19 protein-coding genes are annotated in these 19,416 nt (G+C 44.5%); 10 read left to right on the forward strand and 9 right to left on the reverse strand.

What is annotated here, in order from left to right:
* Positions 1-160 precede the first annotated feature (160 nt).
* The 3 genes from lolA to rplU all read right to left on the reverse strand — a co-directional run bounded on the left by lolA (position 161) and on the right by rplU (position 1,688).
* Positions 161-856 carry an outer membrane lipoprotein periplasmic chaperone LolA gene (gene lolA / locus MTX11_RS03995; protein ID WP_005106298.1) on the reverse strand — a complete coding sequence of 232 codons (696 nt, stop codon included), beginning with the start codon at positions 854-856 and terminating at the stop codon, positions 161-163.
* A 246-nt stretch (positions 857-1,102) separates the two neighbouring features.
* The gene (gene rpmA, locus MTX11_RS04000) at positions 1,103-1,357 is read right to left on the reverse strand and encodes a 50S ribosomal protein L27 (protein WP_004280639.1); all 255 of its coding nucleotides are present in this window, start codon (positions 1,355-1,357) and stop codon (positions 1,103-1,105) included.
* 19 nt (positions 1,358-1,376) lie between these two features.
* On the reverse strand, positions 1,377-1,688 hold the full coding sequence (gene rplU / locus MTX11_RS04005) for a 50S ribosomal protein L21 (protein ID WP_004280640.1): 312 nt from the start codon (positions 1,686-1,688) through the stop codon (positions 1,377-1,379).
* 444 nt (positions 1,689-2,132) lie between these two features.
* Here rplU and sdsA point away from each other — a divergent pair, with 444 nt between their 5' ends.
* From sdsA to MTX11_RS04050, 9 genes are all read left to right on the forward strand, one after another.
* On the forward strand, positions 2,133-3,110 hold the full coding sequence (sdsA, locus tag MTX11_RS04010) for an All-trans-nonaprenyl-diphosphate synthase (RefSeq protein ID WP_243474422.1): 978 nt from the start codon (positions 2,133-2,135) through the stop codon (positions 3,108-3,110).
* A gap of 15 nt (positions 3,111-3,125) precedes the next feature.
* Positions 3,126-5,174, forward strand: a complete 2,049-nt coding sequence (locus tag MTX11_RS04015) for a site-specific recombinase (RefSeq protein WP_005106296.1) — start codon at positions 3,126-3,128, stop codon at positions 5,172-5,174.
* Between the two features lie 152 nt (positions 5,175-5,326).
* The gene (locus MTX11_RS04020) at positions 5,327-5,929 is read left to right on the forward strand and encodes a phosphatase PAP2 family protein (RefSeq protein WP_005265902.1); all 603 of its coding nucleotides are present in this window, start codon (positions 5,327-5,329) and stop codon (positions 5,927-5,929) included.
* 36 nt (positions 5,930-5,965) lie between these two features.
* Positions 5,966-7,228 carry an efflux RND transporter periplasmic adaptor subunit gene (locus MTX11_RS04025; RefSeq protein ID WP_071850753.1) on the forward strand — a complete coding sequence of 421 codons (1,263 nt, stop codon included), beginning with the start codon at positions 5,966-5,968 and terminating at the stop codon, positions 7,226-7,228.
* A gap of 13 nt (positions 7,229-7,241) precedes the next feature.
* Positions 7,242-10,418, forward strand: a complete 3,177-nt coding sequence (locus MTX11_RS04030; RefSeq protein ID WP_243474423.1) for an efflux RND transporter permease subunit — start codon at positions 7,242-7,244, stop codon at positions 10,416-10,418.
* Positions 10,418-11,884: a multidrug efflux RND transporter AdeIJK outer membrane channel subunit AdeK gene (gene adeK, locus MTX11_RS04035; RefSeq protein WP_243474424.1), complete on the forward strand. Its 1,467-nt coding sequence runs from the start codon at positions 10,418-10,420 to the stop codon at positions 11,882-11,884. Before MTX11_RS04030 ends, adeK begins: the two co-directional genes overlap by 1 nt.
* A 108-nt stretch (positions 11,885-11,992) precedes the next feature.
* Entirely contained in the window at positions 11,993-12,349 is a 357-nt protein-coding gene (locus MTX11_RS04040) for a YbjQ family protein (RefSeq protein WP_243474425.1), read from the forward strand.
* A gap of 3 nt (positions 12,350-12,352) precedes the next feature.
* Positions 12,353-12,802 carry a YbjQ family protein gene (locus tag MTX11_RS04045; RefSeq protein WP_243474426.1) on the forward strand — a complete coding sequence of 150 codons (450 nt, stop codon included), beginning with the start codon at positions 12,353-12,355 and terminating at the stop codon, positions 12,800-12,802.
* Between the two features lie 197 nt (positions 12,803-12,999).
* Positions 13,000-13,674, forward strand: coding sequence for a DUF1345 domain-containing protein (locus tag MTX11_RS04050; protein ID WP_138743321.1), 675 nt, complete (start codon positions 13,000-13,002; stop codon positions 13,672-13,674).
* Positions 13,675-13,794: 120 nt separating this feature from the next.
* On the opposite strand, the gene MTX11_RS04055 is transcribed toward MTX11_RS04050, so the two are convergent.
* The 3 genes from MTX11_RS04055 to MTX11_RS04065 all read right to left on the reverse strand — a co-directional run bounded on the left by MTX11_RS04055 (position 13,795) and on the right by MTX11_RS04065 (position 15,461).
* Positions 13,795-14,292 carry a DUF2505 family protein gene (locus tag MTX11_RS04055; RefSeq protein ID WP_004280652.1) on the reverse strand — a complete coding sequence of 166 codons (498 nt, stop codon included), beginning with the start codon at positions 14,290-14,292 and terminating at the stop codon, positions 13,795-13,797.
* A 149-nt stretch (positions 14,293-14,441) separates the two neighbouring features.
* On the reverse strand, positions 14,442-14,717 hold the full coding sequence (locus MTX11_RS04060; RefSeq protein ID WP_243474427.1) for a hypothetical protein: 276 nt from the start codon (positions 14,715-14,717) through the stop codon (positions 14,442-14,444).
* 258 nt (positions 14,718-14,975) lie between these two features.
* Positions 14,976-15,461, reverse strand: coding sequence for a hypothetical protein (locus MTX11_RS04065; RefSeq protein ID WP_005106287.1), 486 nt, complete (start codon positions 15,459-15,461; stop codon positions 14,976-14,978).
* A 370-nt stretch (positions 15,462-15,831) separates the two neighbouring features.
* Between MTX11_RS04065 and MTX11_RS04070 the strand changes: the two genes are divergently transcribed.
* Positions 15,832-16,299, forward strand: a complete 468-nt coding sequence (locus MTX11_RS04070) for a GNAT family N-acetyltransferase (protein ID WP_004280657.1) — start codon at positions 15,832-15,834, stop codon at positions 16,297-16,299.
* On the opposite strand, the gene MTX11_RS04075 is transcribed toward MTX11_RS04070, so the two are convergent.
* The 3 genes from MTX11_RS04075 to MTX11_RS04085 all read right to left on the reverse strand — a co-directional run bounded on the left by MTX11_RS04075 (position 16,296) and on the right by MTX11_RS04085 (position 19,396).
* Positions 16,296-18,107: a sensor domain-containing diguanylate cyclase gene (locus tag MTX11_RS04075; RefSeq protein ID WP_243474428.1), complete on the reverse strand. Its 1,812-nt coding sequence runs from the start codon at positions 18,105-18,107 to the stop codon at positions 16,296-16,298. The genes MTX11_RS04070 and MTX11_RS04075 overlap by 4 nt on opposite strands.
* Positions 18,108-18,348: 241 nt before the next feature.
* Positions 18,349-18,687 carry an FKBP-type peptidyl-prolyl cis-trans isomerase gene (locus MTX11_RS04080; RefSeq protein WP_138742988.1) on the reverse strand — a complete coding sequence of 113 codons (339 nt, stop codon included), beginning with the start codon at positions 18,685-18,687 and terminating at the stop codon, positions 18,349-18,351.
* Positions 18,688-18,772: 85 nt separating this feature from the next.
* On the reverse strand, positions 18,773-19,396 hold the full coding sequence (locus tag MTX11_RS04085; RefSeq protein ID WP_243474429.1) for an MgtC/SapB family protein: 624 nt from the start codon (positions 19,394-19,396) through the stop codon (positions 18,773-18,775).
* Positions 19,397-19,416: the final 20 nt, after the last annotated feature.

Consider the following 19,416-nt stretch of genomic DNA (forward strand, 5'->3'; position numbering starts at 1 on the left):
AAAATTTTTGCAATTTCATTGACTCGACTTTTATTTATTCTAAGATGCTCTCGTGTTTAGATATAGCTGAACCTTGTAGTCTGTCCAAAACAATCCTGATGATCGGCAATAAAAAAGCAACCTCGAAAGGTTGCTTTTTTTATCTGGTTCATATTGATGCTTATTGATCAATGATGTCCGTACCTTTTGGTGGGGTAAAGTTAAAGGTAGAGGCTGGAATACTGCTATTTACTTTTACATTGCTAAATTTGATATTGGTGGTTTGTCCCAATGAATCCTGCAAGATCATCAAGCTTGGTGCTTTGTTTGCGCCAAAGCTAATGGTCAGGCTTTCAAACACACCATCGGTATTTTTAGGATACAGCGTGTAATAGGTTTTGCCTTTATTTGGCTGAGTCACCCGGTAAGACTGCATAATCTGGCTGGTGTTTCCTGACAGCAATAACGCCGGTGTATTAGCAACCTGCTCATCTAAGCTTTGACGAACGGCTTGTTGCAAGTCAGGATCATAAATCCATACGGTTTTACCCGTTGTTGCAATGACTTGCTTCGACGGTGCGGTCGTTTCCCAATAGAATTTACCCGGACGCTCGACTTTCATCACCCCTTTAAAGGTTTGGTTCATATGTTGTGCAGTCAAACCTTTTTTCTGGGTTGCTCTCGGATTGGTTACCTTGGTGCTTTGCTCGAAATTTGCAGTCATGCTACGCACATGATTGAGCTGTTTGACCAGACTGGCTGTTGCCTGTTGCTCCGAAGCTGCCACAGGTGCAGCAAACACGGTTGTACTCATCACCGGTGCTAAAGTCACTGCACCCAGAGCCATAGCACAGACGGTTTTACGAAGCATATTCATAATTTCACCTTTATATTTGGCGTGATCGCAATTTATTTGATAGCTCATCTTAAACGAAAATTAAAAGCTAAAATGATAGAAAATAAGAACTTTTGTATTGTTATTAATTCAAAATCGGTTTTTTTGTTCATCATCATGAAGATTTCAGGACAATTTTTACATGATTGAATGTCGATTAATCTAAACATTAATTTTCAGGCATAAAAAAACCCACAGTAACCGTGGGCTTTTTTCTATCTTAGCGGATTACGCGTCAACAGATACGTAGCGACGGCCAAATTGACCTTTCACTTCGAATTTTACTACGCCATCAGCAGTAGCAAATAATGTATGGTCACGACCCATACCAACGTTTTGACCAGCGTGGAATTCAGTACCACGTTGACGAACGATGATGTTACCTGCAGTTACAGTTTGACCACCGTAAACTTTAACACCTAACATCTTAGGATTCGAATCACGACCGTTCTTAGTCGAACCACCGGCTTTTTTAGTTGCCATGTCTATTTACTCCTCGTAATTAGCCTGAAATAGCTGTAATTTTCAACTCAGTGAACCATTGACGGTGACCTTGTTGTTTACGGTAGTGTTTACGACGACGCATTTTGATGATGCGGATTTTGTCGTGACGACCATGGCTAACTACTTCAGCAGTTACAGTAGCACCAGCAACAACTGGAGCACCGATTTGAATGCTTTCACCGTTAACAAGCATCAATACGTCATCAAACGTAATAGTCGCGCCAGTTTCAGCTTTCAATAATTCTACTTTAAGGGTTTCACCCTCAACTACACGGTGCTGTTTACCACCGCTTTGGATTACTGCGTACATAATGTACTCCAAACAAGCCCGTGTCGTCGTGCCGATAAAGGAATATATCGAACTTAAGACGTACGCCACTGGGGGATATCTAAGGGCGAGGATTTTAAGGGATATTCAAAAAAACAACAAGCCATTTTACTGAAATAATAATGAGCAGGATGCGCTAATTATTTAACTATTAAATAATTTCTATCAAATCAAATACTCAAGATATATTCAGCAACAAAATAATACAGCAGAAATCCGGCCAGTTTGATTAATATACTCAGCCTGACGAATAGGGCGATGCCCTGACCTTTCCTGATTTTTTATGGCTCGAAATATGGATCGAATCTACATAAGATCTATAAAAAGCTGATTTTTAGTGGAGTTTATGCATTTCTTAGGTTTCACTCATGTTATAAATTGTTAAACTACGCCCAGCGATTTACCAGACTAGAGGTTTTCTTTCACATGACCATCGACTTTAAGCAAGACATTCTCGCTCCTGTTGCTAACGACTTTGCTGCGATGGACACATTCATTAATGAAGGAATTACCTCAAAAGTTGCATTAGTGATGGCCGTCAGTAAACACGTGGTGGAAGCGGGTGGCAAACGTATGCGCCCGATTATGTGCCTTCTGGCCGCCAAGGCGTGTGGTGCTGAAAATTTAGAGCCGCACCGTAAACTGGCTGCAATCATTGAAATGCTGCATACCGCAACACTGGTGCATGATGATGTGGTAGATGAATCCGGTCTGCGTCGCGGCCGCCCGACGGCCAATGCCACCTGGAATAACCAGACTGCGGTTTTGGTCGGTGACTTTCTGATTTCACGTGCTTTTGATTTGCTGGTCGATCTGAACAACATGGTGTTGCTCAAAGATTTTTCGACCGGTACCTGTGAAATTGCTGAAGGTGAAGTGCTGCAACTACAATCCCAGCATAAACCGGAAACCACTGAAGCGACTTATTTGAATATTATTCATGGCAAAACTTCGCGCCTGTTTGAACTGGCCACCGAAGGTGCTGCCATTTTGTCGGATAAAGATGAATTCCGTCAGCCTTTAAAAACCTTTGCCGGACATTTCGGCAATGCTTTCCAGATTATTGATGACATTTTAGATTACACCTCCGATGCGGACACGCTCGGCAAAAATATTGGTGATGATCTCATGGAAGGTAAACCGACCCTGCCATTGATTGCGGCACTGAAAAACACCACCGGTGAGCAACATGAAATCATCCGTCGCAGTATTGCGACTGGCGGTACGGAACATCTGGAACAGGTCATTCAAATTGTTAATGAATCTGGTGCGCTGGATTATTGCCGTCAACGTGCTACAGAAGAAACTGAAATTGCAATTGATGCCTTACAGGCATTACCTGACTCCGAATATCGTCAGGCCCTGATTAATCTGGCCAAACTGGCCCTACACCGAATTCAGTAACTTTTAAACTCGCCTATGCATATTAATTTTCTAGATCTTTTTCAAAACATGCAACACCAGCTTGAACAACCTCGGGCGGTGCTGGATGAAAATCTTCTGATTGAACTGGTTGAAAGAATCAGACCAGAAGACAGCAGAAATACCGAAGAGATCGAAGCGAAATTCAATGCATTTATCCGGGCTTTATTACTCACCCCGAATGCGGTTGCCACGCTTCAAACCTTTACCCTGCGGATCATTAACCGCTATAAACAAACCGGTCTGTTTTCCGATACCGGTATTTTGTCTCTGGATGGATTCTGGAACCAGCTAAACCAGCGCCTTGGTGCACATGTCTTGCCGCTGATTCCTGACCATCAACAACTCCAGGAATTATTTCGCAAGGTTTTTTATCAGCGTACCGATAAATACTGGCTGGATTATTTTGATGAAGATGACTGGCAACGTTTATTTGCAGTCCTGAATCAGGGACATTCCAATCAGCCTGAAAAAACCCGAATCAAAGACCAGCTAATCAAGGCACTGACTATTTTGTCTTACCGGATCAGTGGTATTGGTCTGCACCCTGAATTTATTAATGCCCAGCCTGAACTGATGGAATATGAATCTCCTTTTCTGGTACAGAATCGTGAGATTAACGAGTTTATTCAGGAATATAAAAAACGCTATAACACAGTCACTCTAGTCGATTCGATCACGCCCCCCGATGCGTCGCAAGCGCTGGTGATGCTGGAACAATGTCATGATGTCGTGGCCAAGATTCGCCGTTCTACCAAGCGGACTGGTGTCAGTGTCAGCCTGACCTATATGCTGGCACTGCTGGAACAGTGTCTGGAACGGGTCGAAATTCTGCTGAATATGGTCATGGATGACGATGATCTGCGTTATCAATCCATTGGCCTGTTTATGGCGGACATTACTGAAGCAATTTATAGTGAACGCAGTGTGCGGGCCCTGCTGGCTACCAATAGTGAACTTTTAGCTTTACAGGTAACTGAAAATGCCAGCAAGACCGGTGAGCATTATGTGAGTACCGACAAGCAAGGCTTTCTGGCCATGTATAAATCGGCTGCAGGTGCTGGTGCCATCATCGCGACAATGGCCACCTTAAAAGTTCTGATGACACGCCTCACCATGGCTCCGTTAATGCAGGCTTTTAGCTACAGCATGAACTATTCGCTGGGCTTTATGCTGATTCATGTGCTGCATTTTACCGTAGCGACCAAACAACCGGCGATGACTGCTGCCGCACTGGCGGCTACTGTACAGCAGCGTAAAGGCTCGAAAATGGCTCAAATTGCCGAGCTGGCCGCGCTGATTGTAAATATCATCCGCACCCAGTTTGTCGCCATTTTGGGCAATATTTCGATTGCAATTCCCGTAGCAGCATTGATTACCCTGCTGTGGGATTTTGCGCTGCATGAACCTTTAATGAATCATGCCAAGGCTGCCAAAACCCTGCATGACCTGAATCCTTTTACTTCGTTGGCAATTCCGCATGCAGCAATTGCCGGAGTATGTTTGTTCCTGTCCGGATTATTGGCCGGTTATTTTGACAATATGGCCGTTTATCGCAAGGTCGGCCCGCGCCTGAAAGCCCATGTGCGTTTATCGCAGCTGATGGGGCAAGAGCGTCTTTACCGTTTTGCTGACTATATTGAACGTAATCTGGGTGCATTGGCGGGTAATTTTATTTTCGGAATCATGCTCGGCAGTATGGGCACCATTGGTTTTATTCTCGGTCTGCCACTGGATATTCGCCATATCGCTTTTGCCTCTGCCAACTTTATTCAAGGCCTGATTACCATCAATGGCCCTGATATCGGCTTGATCGTGGTGTCTTTTCTGGGTGTGTTACTCATTGGCCTGACCAACTTGTTTGTCAGTTTCACTCTGACGATTATTGTAGCCTTACGCGCACGCCGGGTGCGTTTTGAACAGTGGAAACCTTTGGCAAAACTGGTCATGACGCACTTCCTGACCCGACCTAGTGATTTCTTCTGGCCACCCAAGCAAAGCATTGAAATTGACGAAAATCATACATCGACAAAAACTCAAAACTGAGATAATTACACTATATTTAGCAACAAATTCCTTACGAAAAAAATGGAATTCGCATAAAATACGCACACTTGAAAAAAAGTGTACTGACAAGTACACTTTGGTTCAGACAATTGGCCGATCTGCGAACGGTTAAAAGGACAAGGATTTTTGGCATGCATTACTTGTTACTTTTTGTCGGTATTTTATTTTTAATTTTCAGTGTGTTCATCCTGAATATTCCCGCTTTAAACGAGCTCGACTTGCAAGCTGTGGAATGGATGAGTCTGTATCGCACCGAGTTTTGGAATCAAATTACTCAGTCCTTATCCTTAATAGGTGGCATGCCATTTGTATTATTTTTATCCACGCTATGGTGTATTGCATTGCTGTGGTATAAAAAGTATACAAACGCAATTTTTATATGTATCGGAATTATCGGAGGAATTCTCCTAGCTTGGCTGTTGAAATTTACGATTGCCCGACCCCGACCACCAGAATCCTTGCATCTGGTTGAAAGCTTTGGAAGTTCCTTTCCAAGTGCCCATAGTCTATATGCGGCCTGTCTGGCTTGTCTGGCAATTTACATCCATCGGCAACATTCCCGTTATACCCTCATCGTAATAGGTGCAGTGGTATGGATGCTGATGATGGGGATTTCAAGAGTGTATCTGGGCGTACATTTTCCTTCAGATGTCATATCCGGCTGGAGTATCAGTTTTATTTGGATTTCGTTGTGGTATATGGTCTGGATCAGATATTGCGCGGCTCACAAATAAGAAAATTTAGATATAAATCTAATTAGAGGTGGAATAATGATGTCTGCAAAGCTTTGGGCACCTGCCCTGACTGCTTGCGCATTGGCAACAAGTCTTGCACTTGTTGGTTGTAGCAAAGATCCTAAAGAGGGCCAGCAAGCTGGTGCTCAACAACAAATGCCACCGACTGAAGTCGGTGTTCTTGTTGCACAACCGCAAAGTGTAGAGCAGTCTGTAGAGCTCTCAGGTCGTACAACAGCATTTGAAATTTCAGATGTACGTCCACAAGCCAGTGGCGTGGTGCTTAAACGCTTGTTCACGGAAGGCAGCTATGTGCGTGAAGGTCAGGCCTTGTATGAAATCGATTCAAGCACCAACCGCACTACAGTGGACAATGCTCGTGCAGCGATTGCCCGTGCTGAAGCCAATCTGGGCGTATTGCGTGTGAAGGAAGGCCGTTACCGTCAACTGGTCGGTACCAATGCCATTTCCAAACAGGAATATGATGACATCGCGGCACAGGTCAAACTGGCTGAAGCTGATTTGAATGCCAATCGCGCAACTTTGCGTAATGCCGAAATCAACCTGGGCTATTCGACTGTACGCGCTCCGATTTCAGGCCAGACCAACCGTTCATCGGTGACGGCGGGTGCTTTGGTAACAGCGAATCAGCCAGAGCCATTGGTGACAATTCAGCGTCTAGATCCAATCTATGTAGATATCAACCAGTCAAGTGCCGAGCTTTTACGTTTACGTCAACAGCTTAATCAAGGCAGCTTGAACAGTTCGAACAACACCAAAGTCAAGTTAAAGCTTGAAGATGGCAGTATCTACCCGGTTGAAGGCCGTCTTGCATTCTCCGATGCCAGCGTGAACCCGGAAACAGGTACTGTGACTTTACGTGCAGTATTCCCGAACAAAAATCACCTGCTTTTGCCAGGTATGTTTGCCACTGCGCAAATCGTACAGGGTGAAGTACCGAATGCTTTCCTGATTCCGCAAGCAGCTTTGACCCGTACCCCAACAGGTCAGGCGATGGCGATGCTGGTCGGTGCTGACAATAAAGTGACGCCACGTCCAGTGACCACCGTTGGTTCCCAAGGCAGCAACTGGATTGTGACCGAAGGTCTGAATCCAGGCGATAAAGTAATTGTAGATGGTATTGCGAAAGTAAAACCTGAACAGCAAGTTGTACCAAAACCTTATCAACCTCAAGCTGCTGCGCCACAAGGTGCTGCACCGCAACAGCCTGCAACGAGCGAGAAAAAGGCAGATGATACTAAAGAGAAACCTGAACAAAAACCTGCTGCAAATGCATAAGGAGTAATGGTTCATGGCTCAATTCTTTATTCATCGCCCGATTTTCGCTTGGGTGATTGCATTGGTGATTATGCTGGCGGGTATTTTAACCATCAGCAAAATGCCGATTGCACAATATCCAACCATCGCGCCACCCACCGTGACTATTTCTGCGACTTATCCGGGTGCATCTGCTGAAACTGTTGAAAATACAGTGACCCAGATCATCGAGCAGCAGATGAACGGTATGGATGGCTTGCGCTATATCTCGTCTAACAGTGCGGGTAATGGTTCTTCGTCTATTTCCTTAAACTTTGACCAAGGTGTCGATCCTGATATCGCACAGGTTCAGGTTCAAAACAAATTACAGTCTGCGACTGCCCTGCTGCCTGAAGATGTACAGCGTCAGGGTGTGCGGGTGACTAAATCGGGTGCCAGCTTCCTGCAAGTTTTGGCATTCTATTCACCTGATAGCAGCCTGACCGCAGATGACATCAAAGACTATGTTAACTCGAATATTGCTGAACCTTTAAGCCGTGTGGCCGGGGTCGGTGAAGTTCAGGTCTTTGGTGGTTCTTATGCGATGCGTATCTGGCTGGATCCAGCCAAGATGGCCAGCCTGCAAGTAACGCCAAGTGATATTGCTACTGCAATCCGTACCCAGAATGCACAGGTTGCCGTAGGTCAGTTGGGTGGTGCGCCTGCAGTTCAAGGACAAGTGTTAAATGCGACGGTAACGGCTCAAAGTCTGTTACAAACGCCGGAGCAGTTCAGCAATATCTTCCTGAAAAATACCACTTCTGGTGCGCAGGTTCGCTTAGGTGATGTTGCACGAGTTGAACTCGGTGCAGATAACTATCAGTTCGATTCTAAATTTAATGGCAAACCGGCTGGTGGTGTAGCAATTAAACTTGCGACTGGCGCCAATGCCCTAGATACCGCACAAGCGGTTGAAGAGCGTTTAAAACAGCTACGTCCGAACTATCCGCAAGGCATGGTCGACCAACTGGCGTTTGACACCACACCATTTATTGAACTGTCGATTAAGAGTGTAGTTAAAACCCTGATCGAAGCGATTATTCTGGTGTTCCTGGTGATGTTCCTGTTCTTGCAGAACTGGCGTGCCACCATCATTCCAACCATGGCGGTTCCAGTCGTCGTATTGGGTACTTTTGCCGTCATTAACATCTTTGGCTTCTCGATTAATACCCTGACCATGTTTGCCATGGTATTGGCGATTGGTCTTCTGGTCGATGACGCGATTGTTGTGGTCGAGAACGTCGAACGGGTCATGGTAGAAGAACATCTCGATCCGGTGGCTGCAACTGAAAAATCAATGAAACAGATTTCTGGCGCATTGATTGGTATTACCTCGGTGCTGTCGGCAGTATTCGTTCCAATGGCTTTCTTCGGTGGAACCACCGGGGTCATTTATCGCCAGTTCTCGATTACGCTGGTCACAGCGATGGTCTTGTCACTGGTGGTTGCCTTAACCTTTACCCCTGCCCTATGTGCGACCCTGCTGAAACAGCATGATCCGAACAAGCCGGAAAGTAATGGTATTTTTGCGCGTTTCTTCCGCTGGTTTAATAGCAGTTTTGATAAGGTCTCTGTGAAATATCAGGGCGGCGTCAACCGTATGACTCACAGCAAGATTTTCTCAGGCGTGGTGTATGCCGTGGTACTGGGTATTATTGTGCTGTTGTTCCAGAAACTGCCTTCTTCGTTCCTACCTGATGAAGACCAGGGCGTGGTCATGACGCTGGTTCAGTTACCGCCAAATGCTACCTTGGAACGTACCGACAAAGTGGTCAGCACCATGACCAACTATTTCTTGGAAAACGAGAAAGAGCATGTCGAATCCGTCTTTAGTGTGGCAGGTTTCTCCTTCACGGGTGTGGGACAAAACGCAGGTCTGGCATTTATTAAACTGAAAGACTGGTCAGAGCGTCACAGTCCGGAATCTCAAATCGGTGCCATTATTCAACGTGGTATGGCGCTGAACATGATTGTCAAAGATGCGTCTTACATCATGCCACTGCAATTACCTGCAATGCCTGAACTGGGTGTGTCGGCTGGCTTTAACTTACAGCTCAAAGCTGCAAGTGGTCAAAGTCATGATCAGCTCCTGGCAGCACGTAATACGATTCTCGGTCTAGCAGCACAAGACTCGCGTCTGGCTGGTGTACGTCCGAATGGTCAGGAAGATAATCCACAGTACCGTGTCATTGTCGATCATGCACAAGCCGGTGCATTGGGCGTGAGTGTTGCTGAAATTAACAGCACCATGGGTATTGCTTGGGGCGGTTCGTATATCAATGACTTCATTGATCGCGGTCGTGTCAAGAAAGTCTATGTTCAGGGTGAAGCTGGCTCGCGTATGATGCCGGAAGATCTGGACCAATGGTATGTGCGTAATAACCGCGGTGAAATGGTGCCATTCTCGGCATTTGCTACAGGCGAATGGACCTACGGTTCTCCACGTCTTGAGCGTTATAACGGCGTATCGTCCATGAACATTCAGGGTACACCTGCTCCGGGTATCAGCTCGGGCGATGCAATGGTGGCCATGGAAGAAATTGTAGCGAAGTTACCAGAAATGGGCTTGCAAGGTTTCGACTTCGAATGGACAGGTCTATCTTTAGAAGAACGTGAATCTGGTGCACAAGCGCCGTTCCTGTACGCCTTGTCACTGCTGATAGTCTTCCTGTGTCTGGCAGCCCTGTATGAAAGCTGGTCGATTCCATTCTCGGTTCTACTGGTGGTCCCATTGGGTATTGTCGGTGCATTATTACTCACCTTTGGTGGAATGGTCTTGCTGCAAAACCCGAACCTGTCGAATAACATTTACTTCCAGGTGGCGATTATTGCCGTGATTGGTCTTTCTGCGAAAAACGCGATCTTGATTGTCGAGTTTGCGAAAGAATTGCAGGAACAAGGTGAAGAGTTATTTGAAGCGACCTTGCATGCGGCAAAAATGCGTTTACGTCCAATTATCATGACCACATTGGCCTTTGGTTTTGGTGTATTACCGCTTGCCCTGGCTTCAGGTGCAGGTGCAGGTAGCCAGCACTCAGTCGGTTATGGTGTACTCGGCGGCGTGATCAGCTCGACCTTGTTAGGTATCTTCTTTATCCCGGTATTCTATGTGTGGATTCGAAGTGTCTTTAAATACAAACCAAAACAACAAAATCAGGAGTATAAGTCGTAATGCAAAATGTATGGTCTATTACAGGTCGTAGCATTGCGGTATCTGCCCTTGCGCTTGCTTTGACGGCCTGTCAAAGCATGCGTAGTCCAGAGCCGGTTGCGCAGGCAGATATCCCGAGCAGCTATACCAATGCGTCTGGTACTTCTGTAGCAGAACAAGGTTATAAGAACTTTTTTGCCGATCAGCGCCTGTTACAGGTGCTGGATCTGGCATTAAATAATAACCGTGATTTGCGTATTGCTGCCCTCAATATTCAACGAGCTCAGCAACAGTATCAGATTACTGAAAACAACCAGTTACCGACGATTGGTGCCAGTGGTAGCGTATTGCGCCAGGACACCATGAATTCCCAGAATCGTGGTGCAGTGACGACTTATAATGTCGGACTGGGTGTAACTGCGTATGAACTGGATTTTTGGGGACGTGTCCGCAGCTTGCGTGACAATGCGCTAGATAACTTCCTAGCGACCCAAAGTGCGCGAGATGCGACGCAAATTGCCTTGCTTGGTCAGGTGTCTCAGGCTTGGCTCAGCTACTCGTTTGCCAATGCCAATCTGGCTTTGGCTGAACAAACGCTGAAAGCCCAGCTTGAATCGTTCAATCTGAACAAGAAACGTTTTGATGTCGGGATTGATAGCGAGCTTCCAGTGCGTCAGGCGCAAATCTCGGTTGAAACAGCACGTAATGATGTTGCGAATTACCGAACTCAGGTGGCACAGGCACAAAACCTGTTAAACCTGCTGGTCGGTCAGCAAGTGCCTGCGAATTTATTACCAGCACAACGCGTGACCCGCATCACTTCAAATACTGCATTGGGTTCAGGCTTGCCAAGTGATCTATTGGTTAACCGTCCAGATGTTCGTGCAGCAGAATACCGCCTGTCTGCGGCAGGTGCCAATATTGCGGCAGCACGTGCGCGTCTGTTCCCGACAATTAGTTTGACCGGTTCAGCAGGTTATGCCTCTACTGATTTAGGCGACCTGTTTAAATCAGGTAGTTTTGCCTGGTCATTTGGTCCGAGTCTGGATATTCCAATTTTTGATTGGGGTACCCGTCAGGCCAATATCCGTATTTCTGAAACCGATCAGCAAATTGCCTTGTCAGATTACGAAAAGTCGATTCAGACTGCTTTCCGTGAAGTGAATGATGCCTTGGCAGTACGTCAGAATATTGGTGATCGTCTGGCAGCTCAGCGCCGTCTGGTCGAAGCAACCAACACCACCTATCGCTTGTCTCAGGCACGTTTCCGCGCCGGAATTGACAGCTATCTGACGGTACTGGATGCACAGCGTGCGTCTTATGCAGCAGAACAAGGTTTGTTATTGCTTGAACAGGCCAATCTGAACAATCAGGTTGAAGTCTACAAAACCCTGGGGGGCGGCTTGAAAGTCAATACGACGGACACCTTGCCGAATACACCGTCTATATCTGAACAGCGCCGTGCGGCAGAACAACCAGCGCAATAAATTCCAGACAGATCAGGAAAAGCTCACTTCGGTGGGCTTTTTTTTATTGCATTTTCGAGGCAGTTTTCCTATTGTCATAGACCAGCGATTTATTTAGAAAACATGCACATGTTACTTAGCAATCTGGAATCTGTACCGGGACATACCATTCGCCAGCAAATTGATGTGGTGTATGGCAGTACCGTACGCAGCAAACATGTCGGACGTGACTTATTGGCCGGCCTGAAAAATATTGTCGGTGGTGAGCTTACCGCCTATACCGAACTGCTGGAAGAATCCCGTCAGGAAGCCATGAACCGCATGATTGAAAAAGCCCGTAGTATGGGTGCCAATGCGATTGTCGGCATTCGTTTCTCGACCTCTAATATTGCCCAAGGTGCTTCTGAACTCTTTGTTTATGGGACAGCCGTAGTGGTTGATCCGATCATGCCAAAATTGCCCGACCCTTTTCCGCAGGAAGATTAAAGCATGGATGGTTTAATTCTCCAGATCATCATTTTTGCCATTCTGTTTAGTGTCGGTTTCGGTTTTGGACTTTATAACGAACGTAAACATTTTCGTTATCTGGATGAACAGGAACAACGTCTGGTCTATATCCGGGTGAATAATAGCCGCTTCGCTGTGTCTGAATATTCCGGACAGATGATCAGCAGCAATGTGGTCATTTCCCATGATTATTTTAAATATGCGATTGCCAATGTACAGAATATGCTCGGTGGCCGTCTGACCAGCTATGAAAGTGTCGTAGAACGCGCACGACGTGAAGCAATTGTACGTTTAAAACTGGAAGCCGAAAAAATCGGGGCGACTCAGATTATGGGCATTCGGCTCAGCACCACTGAACTCGGTATGCAAGGTGGCATGGTGGAAGTCTTTGCTTATGGCACTGCAATCCAACAACCTGCTCAATCGATCTAAACCTCGGTTCAGAAAAAAATTTATTGAGATGATCACGCCTGCTGCGCGATCCGCGCAGTCAAATCAGTTCGACACCTTTAGGATGAAATGTCGTAGAGGAAATAACTGAGGCTGATACTCAGGCCGTTGCAATCTTCTTTATTGCAAACGGTTCTGTGCTAGGATCTTGAGAAGTCAGCAAAACAAATATAAATGGCATGATGCAGCTTCTTCAATCTATAAAAACGGCACTTCAATCCCGTCTGTATTTCTTTATTATTTTCCCAGCCATCATTGGATTTTATCTGGTTTTACAGACAGTCACCCCTTTGAGCTGGTCAAGCTGCCTCTTGATCAGCTGGAATATCGCGATTTACGCTTATTTATTATTGACCATAAAAAAACTCTGGCGTATTGATCATGCTCATATTCTGCAACGCGCCATGCAACAGGATGCCAGCAAATGGATCATTCTGTTTCTGGTGATCATCACCCTGATCATGTGTTTTATAGCGATTATTATTGAAATTAATCATTTACCCAAAGACACTACCATCCGAACCGGCCATTTAATCTTGTCAGTTCTGACCATTATTTCAGCCTGGTTCTTGATGCATACGATTTTTGCAATTCATTATGCGCATGACTTTTATTTGGCGCTCGACAAACAGCAACAAGGCGGACTGGATTTCCCCAATACCACCAGACCGACTTATCCAGACTTTCTATATTTTAGTTATATCATCGGGACTTCTGCGCAAACTGCAGATGTATCCATTACTTGCCAATCCATGCGGGTTTTAAATACCCTACATTTGCTTTTGGCTTACGGATTCAATACCACCATTCTGGCCATCAGCATTAATGTAACGGCAAACTTTATCAGCACTTAAAAAGTTTTTTGGATAGTGGCAGTACCCTGAAAATAGCGATCTACCGCCCAATCAGCTACCACTACCCTGCGTCTAACCTGACCAGTTTTTAAATTAGGTCAATCACAGTATTTGATTGCTTCAAGCGGTGAGACCTTTACGCAATTCATCTTCGACGATGCTGAGTTCAATTTCACTAAATTTACGAATCTCACCTTCAGCATGCTTTTCTAGCATGCCACCCAGCAAAGGCACTTTGACTTTGACTGTCCAGTTTAACTGGAACTGGATCTGGTCTTCATCTCCAGTGACTGCACGCTGACAGATGGCCTCGATCGGCAAGTTCGCACCGAGTTGTACCGTCGAAGTCATTTCATTCAGATCGCTAACATCGGTACGCTGCAAACGGAAGGCATCTTTGAGTAATTTTTTTGCGATATCCGGAATATTAACATCCAGATTATAAGCGCGTTTCAGGGTATACATATGCCCCTGCTTTTCCGAAACCAGGATTTCCAAGTTTTGCGCAGGAATTCGATGGCAAACTGCCTCATGCAAACGAATATCATTGGCCAAACGCTTAAATTCATCAATAGACACGCCATTGATAATTGCTTTCACGGTGAACTGATGTGCCATGCTATTTTTTCCTTATTTTTATTACGATATTCGCCTATGCCACTCTCGGCTGATGCGAATAAAAATCAGATACAGAGATGACTCTGCAATTTATATCAACTTTATAGCGGATGTCATTATTCTTTTATCGGGAAATTCCGGCAGCCCGGTCAATGTTTGCAACATAGTTTTACTGAAAGCTGTGCCTGTCCACAGCTGATCTGTAGCTGCGCTTCGCCATAATAAATCACGGCATGAAACTCATCGGCACCATCGTCCAGACCGGAAACAGAGTATTCTGTAACAGCTGGGAAAGCCTGCAGCCAGTCAGCCTTATAAAAATCAGACACAGAATCAAACTGCAAATACAGTTCAGGCTCAGCTTCGATCTTCATCGCCAGTGCAATAAACTTCTGTAATTGTGCTTGATGAAAATCAATGATCATAGTATTTCTGCCTTTTTAGTCCGGATCATTGCTCGCCAGACTTCGTAAAATCTAAACGACTATTTCGAGGGTACGACTCGCGAGTCTTGAGGTTTTTCTAGCACAAGATTATGGCTAAAAGGAGATAAATTATATGGGCTATTTCTGCCAAGCGGCAGAAAAAATCTGAGCTAAGGCATGAGATACCTTTTCTGAATTACAATGGCTTAAGTACCTAGCCTGAGATCTTCAATCGACAGAATGACTGAAAGTTGTGTTCTAAGCACAGTCAGAATGCAAAAGTTCCCTGCGAATTTCATGCCGGTGCTCTTCTCCAAAACGGTCGACATGTGCATAGAATACGCCATAGCGACCGACATAATATTCCAGTGACTGATCATAAAAATTCCAGAAAATAGACCATTCGCCTAAATCCATCTGACGAATCTGGGTGCCACTATGCATTGGCATTTTTTGTAATAGTTCTTGCTGTAACTGTTCGGCCTGTGCCCGATTCTCAATATGCACCTGCCGTTGAAAGAATAGCTGTGCCACATCGTCAAACAGTTCCAGTTCATAAGCATCCACCAGATGTACTTGCTGCTCTTGCTCGATGACCTCTTGCTCTGTCATGCTGGAAATCTGTGCCGGTTTTTCTGGTCGCTGACGCGCCAGATGGCGCTGAGCTTTATAGATCTTTCTGCCTACGATCCAGGCAGCATTCAACATGAATAAAACACATAACAACAGCAGTAATTTCAGCATGGTGGATGATCTCATGTGACTAATTTTATTTTTATGGTTATAGGATCAAGATTCATTTGAATAGTCCCTTTTGACCCAGCATACGTCTATTTTTTATACAGTGCAAACTTGAGGCTTATTTTTACTATTTATCTTCTCTGCTTGCTCATTTTACCCAGATTCGAACTTCGATTTATTTAAAAATTGATTTACTTTGATTTTTTATTTTTAACTCCCTAATGAGATTCAAGAACTTGAGATAAACAAACAGGACAAATCAGCAACAGAACAGATCTTCACATGGATAAATCACGGAAAATATTCTCAAAAAACTACAATATTGTTCTGTTTTTTACCCTCTTCTTTTTTATCAAATAAACCTTCCCTATAAATGTTCGAGAAAATGAATAATATTATGATTCGTGAAGGGAGGGTCGAAGATATACCTCAAATTATTCAGGTCATTCATGACAGCATTCAGTCCTGTGTACTGGATCATCAGCGTGAAGAAAGCAAAATTCAAACCTGGCTAGAAAAATTTGATCATGCCAGCCTGATTGTCGATATGCTGTATAACGATTGCTGGGTTTATCTCATATATGACAAGGTCGTCGGATTCTTATTGGTCAGTGATGCTGGAGAAATCCGGATGCATTATGTGGCCCAACACTGCCAAAGACTGGGGTTCGGCACCGAGTTATTTCAACAAATGCATCGCACTTTATTAAAGAAAAAAATTCATCAGATTGAAATACAGTCTACCCAAACTGCCTTAAGTTATTATCAGCACTGCGGCTTTCATCCACATTCTGCCGAGTCAGAAGATGAATCGCGCTATCTGTATAAATATGTTTTTTAATCGACCTCTTTTTCAATTTTTAACTGATCACGTCCTGCCTGTTTGGCGGCGTAGAGCTGCACATCTGCCGCTTTCATCAATTCATGAATATCTGCATAGCCATGGTTTTGTTCAACCCAGGCCGCGCCCATACTGACCGTAACATAATCTTTTGCATCTGGCCGATTCAGATGTTGCATACGCTGTTCCCGAATCTGGTTTAACACATTTTCCAGATTTTTCAGGGCAGTTTGCACCGGCATTCCAGTGAGCAGAATCGCAAACTCTTCACCACCATAACGTGCCAGATAGCCAGATGGTGGCAAAGCAGCTTGAATAATCCTGACCAGATTTTTCAGGATTTCATCGCCTTTTAAATGGCCATAGTAGTCATTATAGTTTTTAAAAAAATCGACATCGAGCATGGAAAAAATCAAGGTATGTTGCGGCTGTTGCCGAGTCTGTAAAAACTGCTGCTGGATTTCATGATTTAAGGCACGCCGGTTAAAAGCCCCCGTCAATGCATCAATATTCATCTGCTGTTCCAGTTTGGCATTCACTTCACGCAGCTGCTGAGTGCGTTCTTTGACTTTTTGATCAAGCGAATTATTGAGCGCGATCAGGTTCAGGTTTAGCTGTTCAGTCTCATAAGTTTGATGTGCATAATGTCTGGACTGCTGAAACATAATTAGTAAGGCATAGATACTGGTTGAGATAAAGAACAGATGCGTGGTTTTAATTACATTGATCAGCAACAGATAATCATTCAAAAAGGTGACACAAAGGAAAATAATCGCAATCAGATTTAAACGCGAATAATGCTCTTTATAACGTAAGGTCTGATAAAAGCCGTAAATAAAATTACCGATGATGACCAAGGCAAAAATTGCACTAAATAGGGCCAGACGTTCGAATATCTCAGGAGGTGAAAATAGGGTAAAAATAATGTTAAAGACAAGTAATGCCACCGCGATATAATAAATCACCGGATTTAAATAGCGCCGGTTAAACAGATGCATATAACTGAGAAAAAAGAAGGCAGCAATAAAAGTAAACAGATACTCTAAGCGGGTTCCCCACAGCCAGTTGATATTGGTAAATACCGAATAGGCATAAGGTGCAGAAAACAGGTTATGCAGGGCCAAAAAGACAATAAACCAGCCAAAAACAAAGATACTTTTACTGTTACGTTCTCGTGATCCCCTGAATACCGAAAATAGAATGGTAAACACCCCCACCCCAAGTACCGCGCCGCACACCATGGCGATACTCATCATGAGCTGCTGGAATTGGCGATTGATGGTAGCTGCAACGCCGATCTGCATTGGTCGTTCGAGACCGCCATGCAAGTGGGTATAATTGGAAGCCTGAATGCTTAAGGTAATATACTCAGTGTCTGGAACAAAATAGCCAATACGCGGTGCTTTCTCAGTCACCTGTTTGTCAGGTGTGGTACTGATTTCCCCGAGACGGACAATAAACTGTCCATTGACATATACCCGATAGGCGCCGTATTGGGTTGGAATCCGAATCGCGATGCGTCGCCCGAGAAATTCTTTCGGAATTTTAAAATAACCAATAAAGGTACCGTAGCCAGAATTTGAACCCGCCAGAGTTTTAAAAGAGGCTGGTAATTCAACTGTTTTTGACTGCAGTACAGGACTGGGCTGAATAATAAACTGGCTCGGATAAAACAGCCATTTTCCCTGCAAAGGACTCGTACTATGTTCGGTAAAATGGACTTCAGTAATATGGTCGTGAGATTGCTGCTGAAATGACGGCGACGGGAGTTCATCCTGAGCGATTGCTGAACTTGTGATGCAAGTCATGCAGCTAAAGGCCCAGACAAATACAAAAAAACAGACATTCCTTATCGAGTTATGCAAATACGTTCTATCTCAAGATAATTCTTTATTATTCTTATAATTTACAAGGAATATTTTTGATTTCAAATCTTTTTAGATGTTTTTTGTAGCTTATCCAGCACAGCCTATTTTGAAGCGACTGCACCGGAACCAGCGTATATCTTTAAATAAAAAATATCACTTATATTCAGCAAGTTAAATCATTTTAATCACGTGTTTTTACGTCAAACAGTTCAATTTCAAAAATCAGGTTGGAATTGGCTGGAATGACTTTACCCATTTTACGTTCGCCATAGGCCAAATGTGCAGGCACCATCAGTTTACGCTTACCGCCAACTTTCATTCCCAGAATCCCCTGATCCCAGCCTTTGATCACACGACCTGTGCCAATGACAGTTTCAAAATAATTACCACGGTCAAGAGAAGAATCAAACTTGGTTCCATCTTCCAGCCAGCCGGTATAGTGCGTGGTAATTAGGGCACCTTTCACCGCTTCTTTACCTTCGCCTACTTTTAAATCAATAATTTCAAGTTCGTTGATCATGGTTATTTACCTAAGAGGGGCATAAAATTCAAAGCTCAGTATAAACTGGATTGCTCTGTTTTTTTAAGCTTGGGACATTGATGGGTTAAAAGCTGAGTTCCTGAATATTCTTATCATTGAGTAAATACTGGGTTAATTCTTGATGATTCTTGGCCGATCCCATCAGAATCCAGCGTCCGACAATCTGTTGGTCAATTTTTTTTTGTGAGGAATGCACCACTTTTAACTGATAACGTTTAAATAGCATTTCGTAGTGATTGGAATCATTTTGATCAAATGGACAAACGATTTCATAGTTGCGTTCCTGATTCAGAGATTCGATGCCGCGCTGGACATACATCAATAGAACCAGTACCGCCATGACAATAAAAGTGGCCCAAATACTTAAGAGTTCATAGCCTGCACCGACTGCCATGCCGAGTGCTGCCGTCATCCAGATGGTAGTCGCGGTGGTAATTCCAGAAATACGGTTATCATCTTTCAGGATAACACCAGCGCCCAGAAAACCCAGCCCAGTCAAGACATTGGCGGCCAGCCGGTCAGGATTGGCCACGCCTATTTTCAGGGAGATAATGGTAAATAAACAGGAACTCAGACTGACCATAATCATGGTACGCAATCCGGCAGATTTACTGTGATACTCACGCTCTGCACCAATAATTGCGCCAATCGCGACAGCTAGCAGTAAATCATAAAGTTCATGGTACATGGTGCAACCCTGCGTATTCT

The organism is Acinetobacter lwoffii (genome assembly GCF_022809915.1).
GTDB lineage: Bacteria > Pseudomonadota > Gammaproteobacteria > Pseudomonadales > Moraxellaceae > Acinetobacter > Acinetobacter lwoffii_M.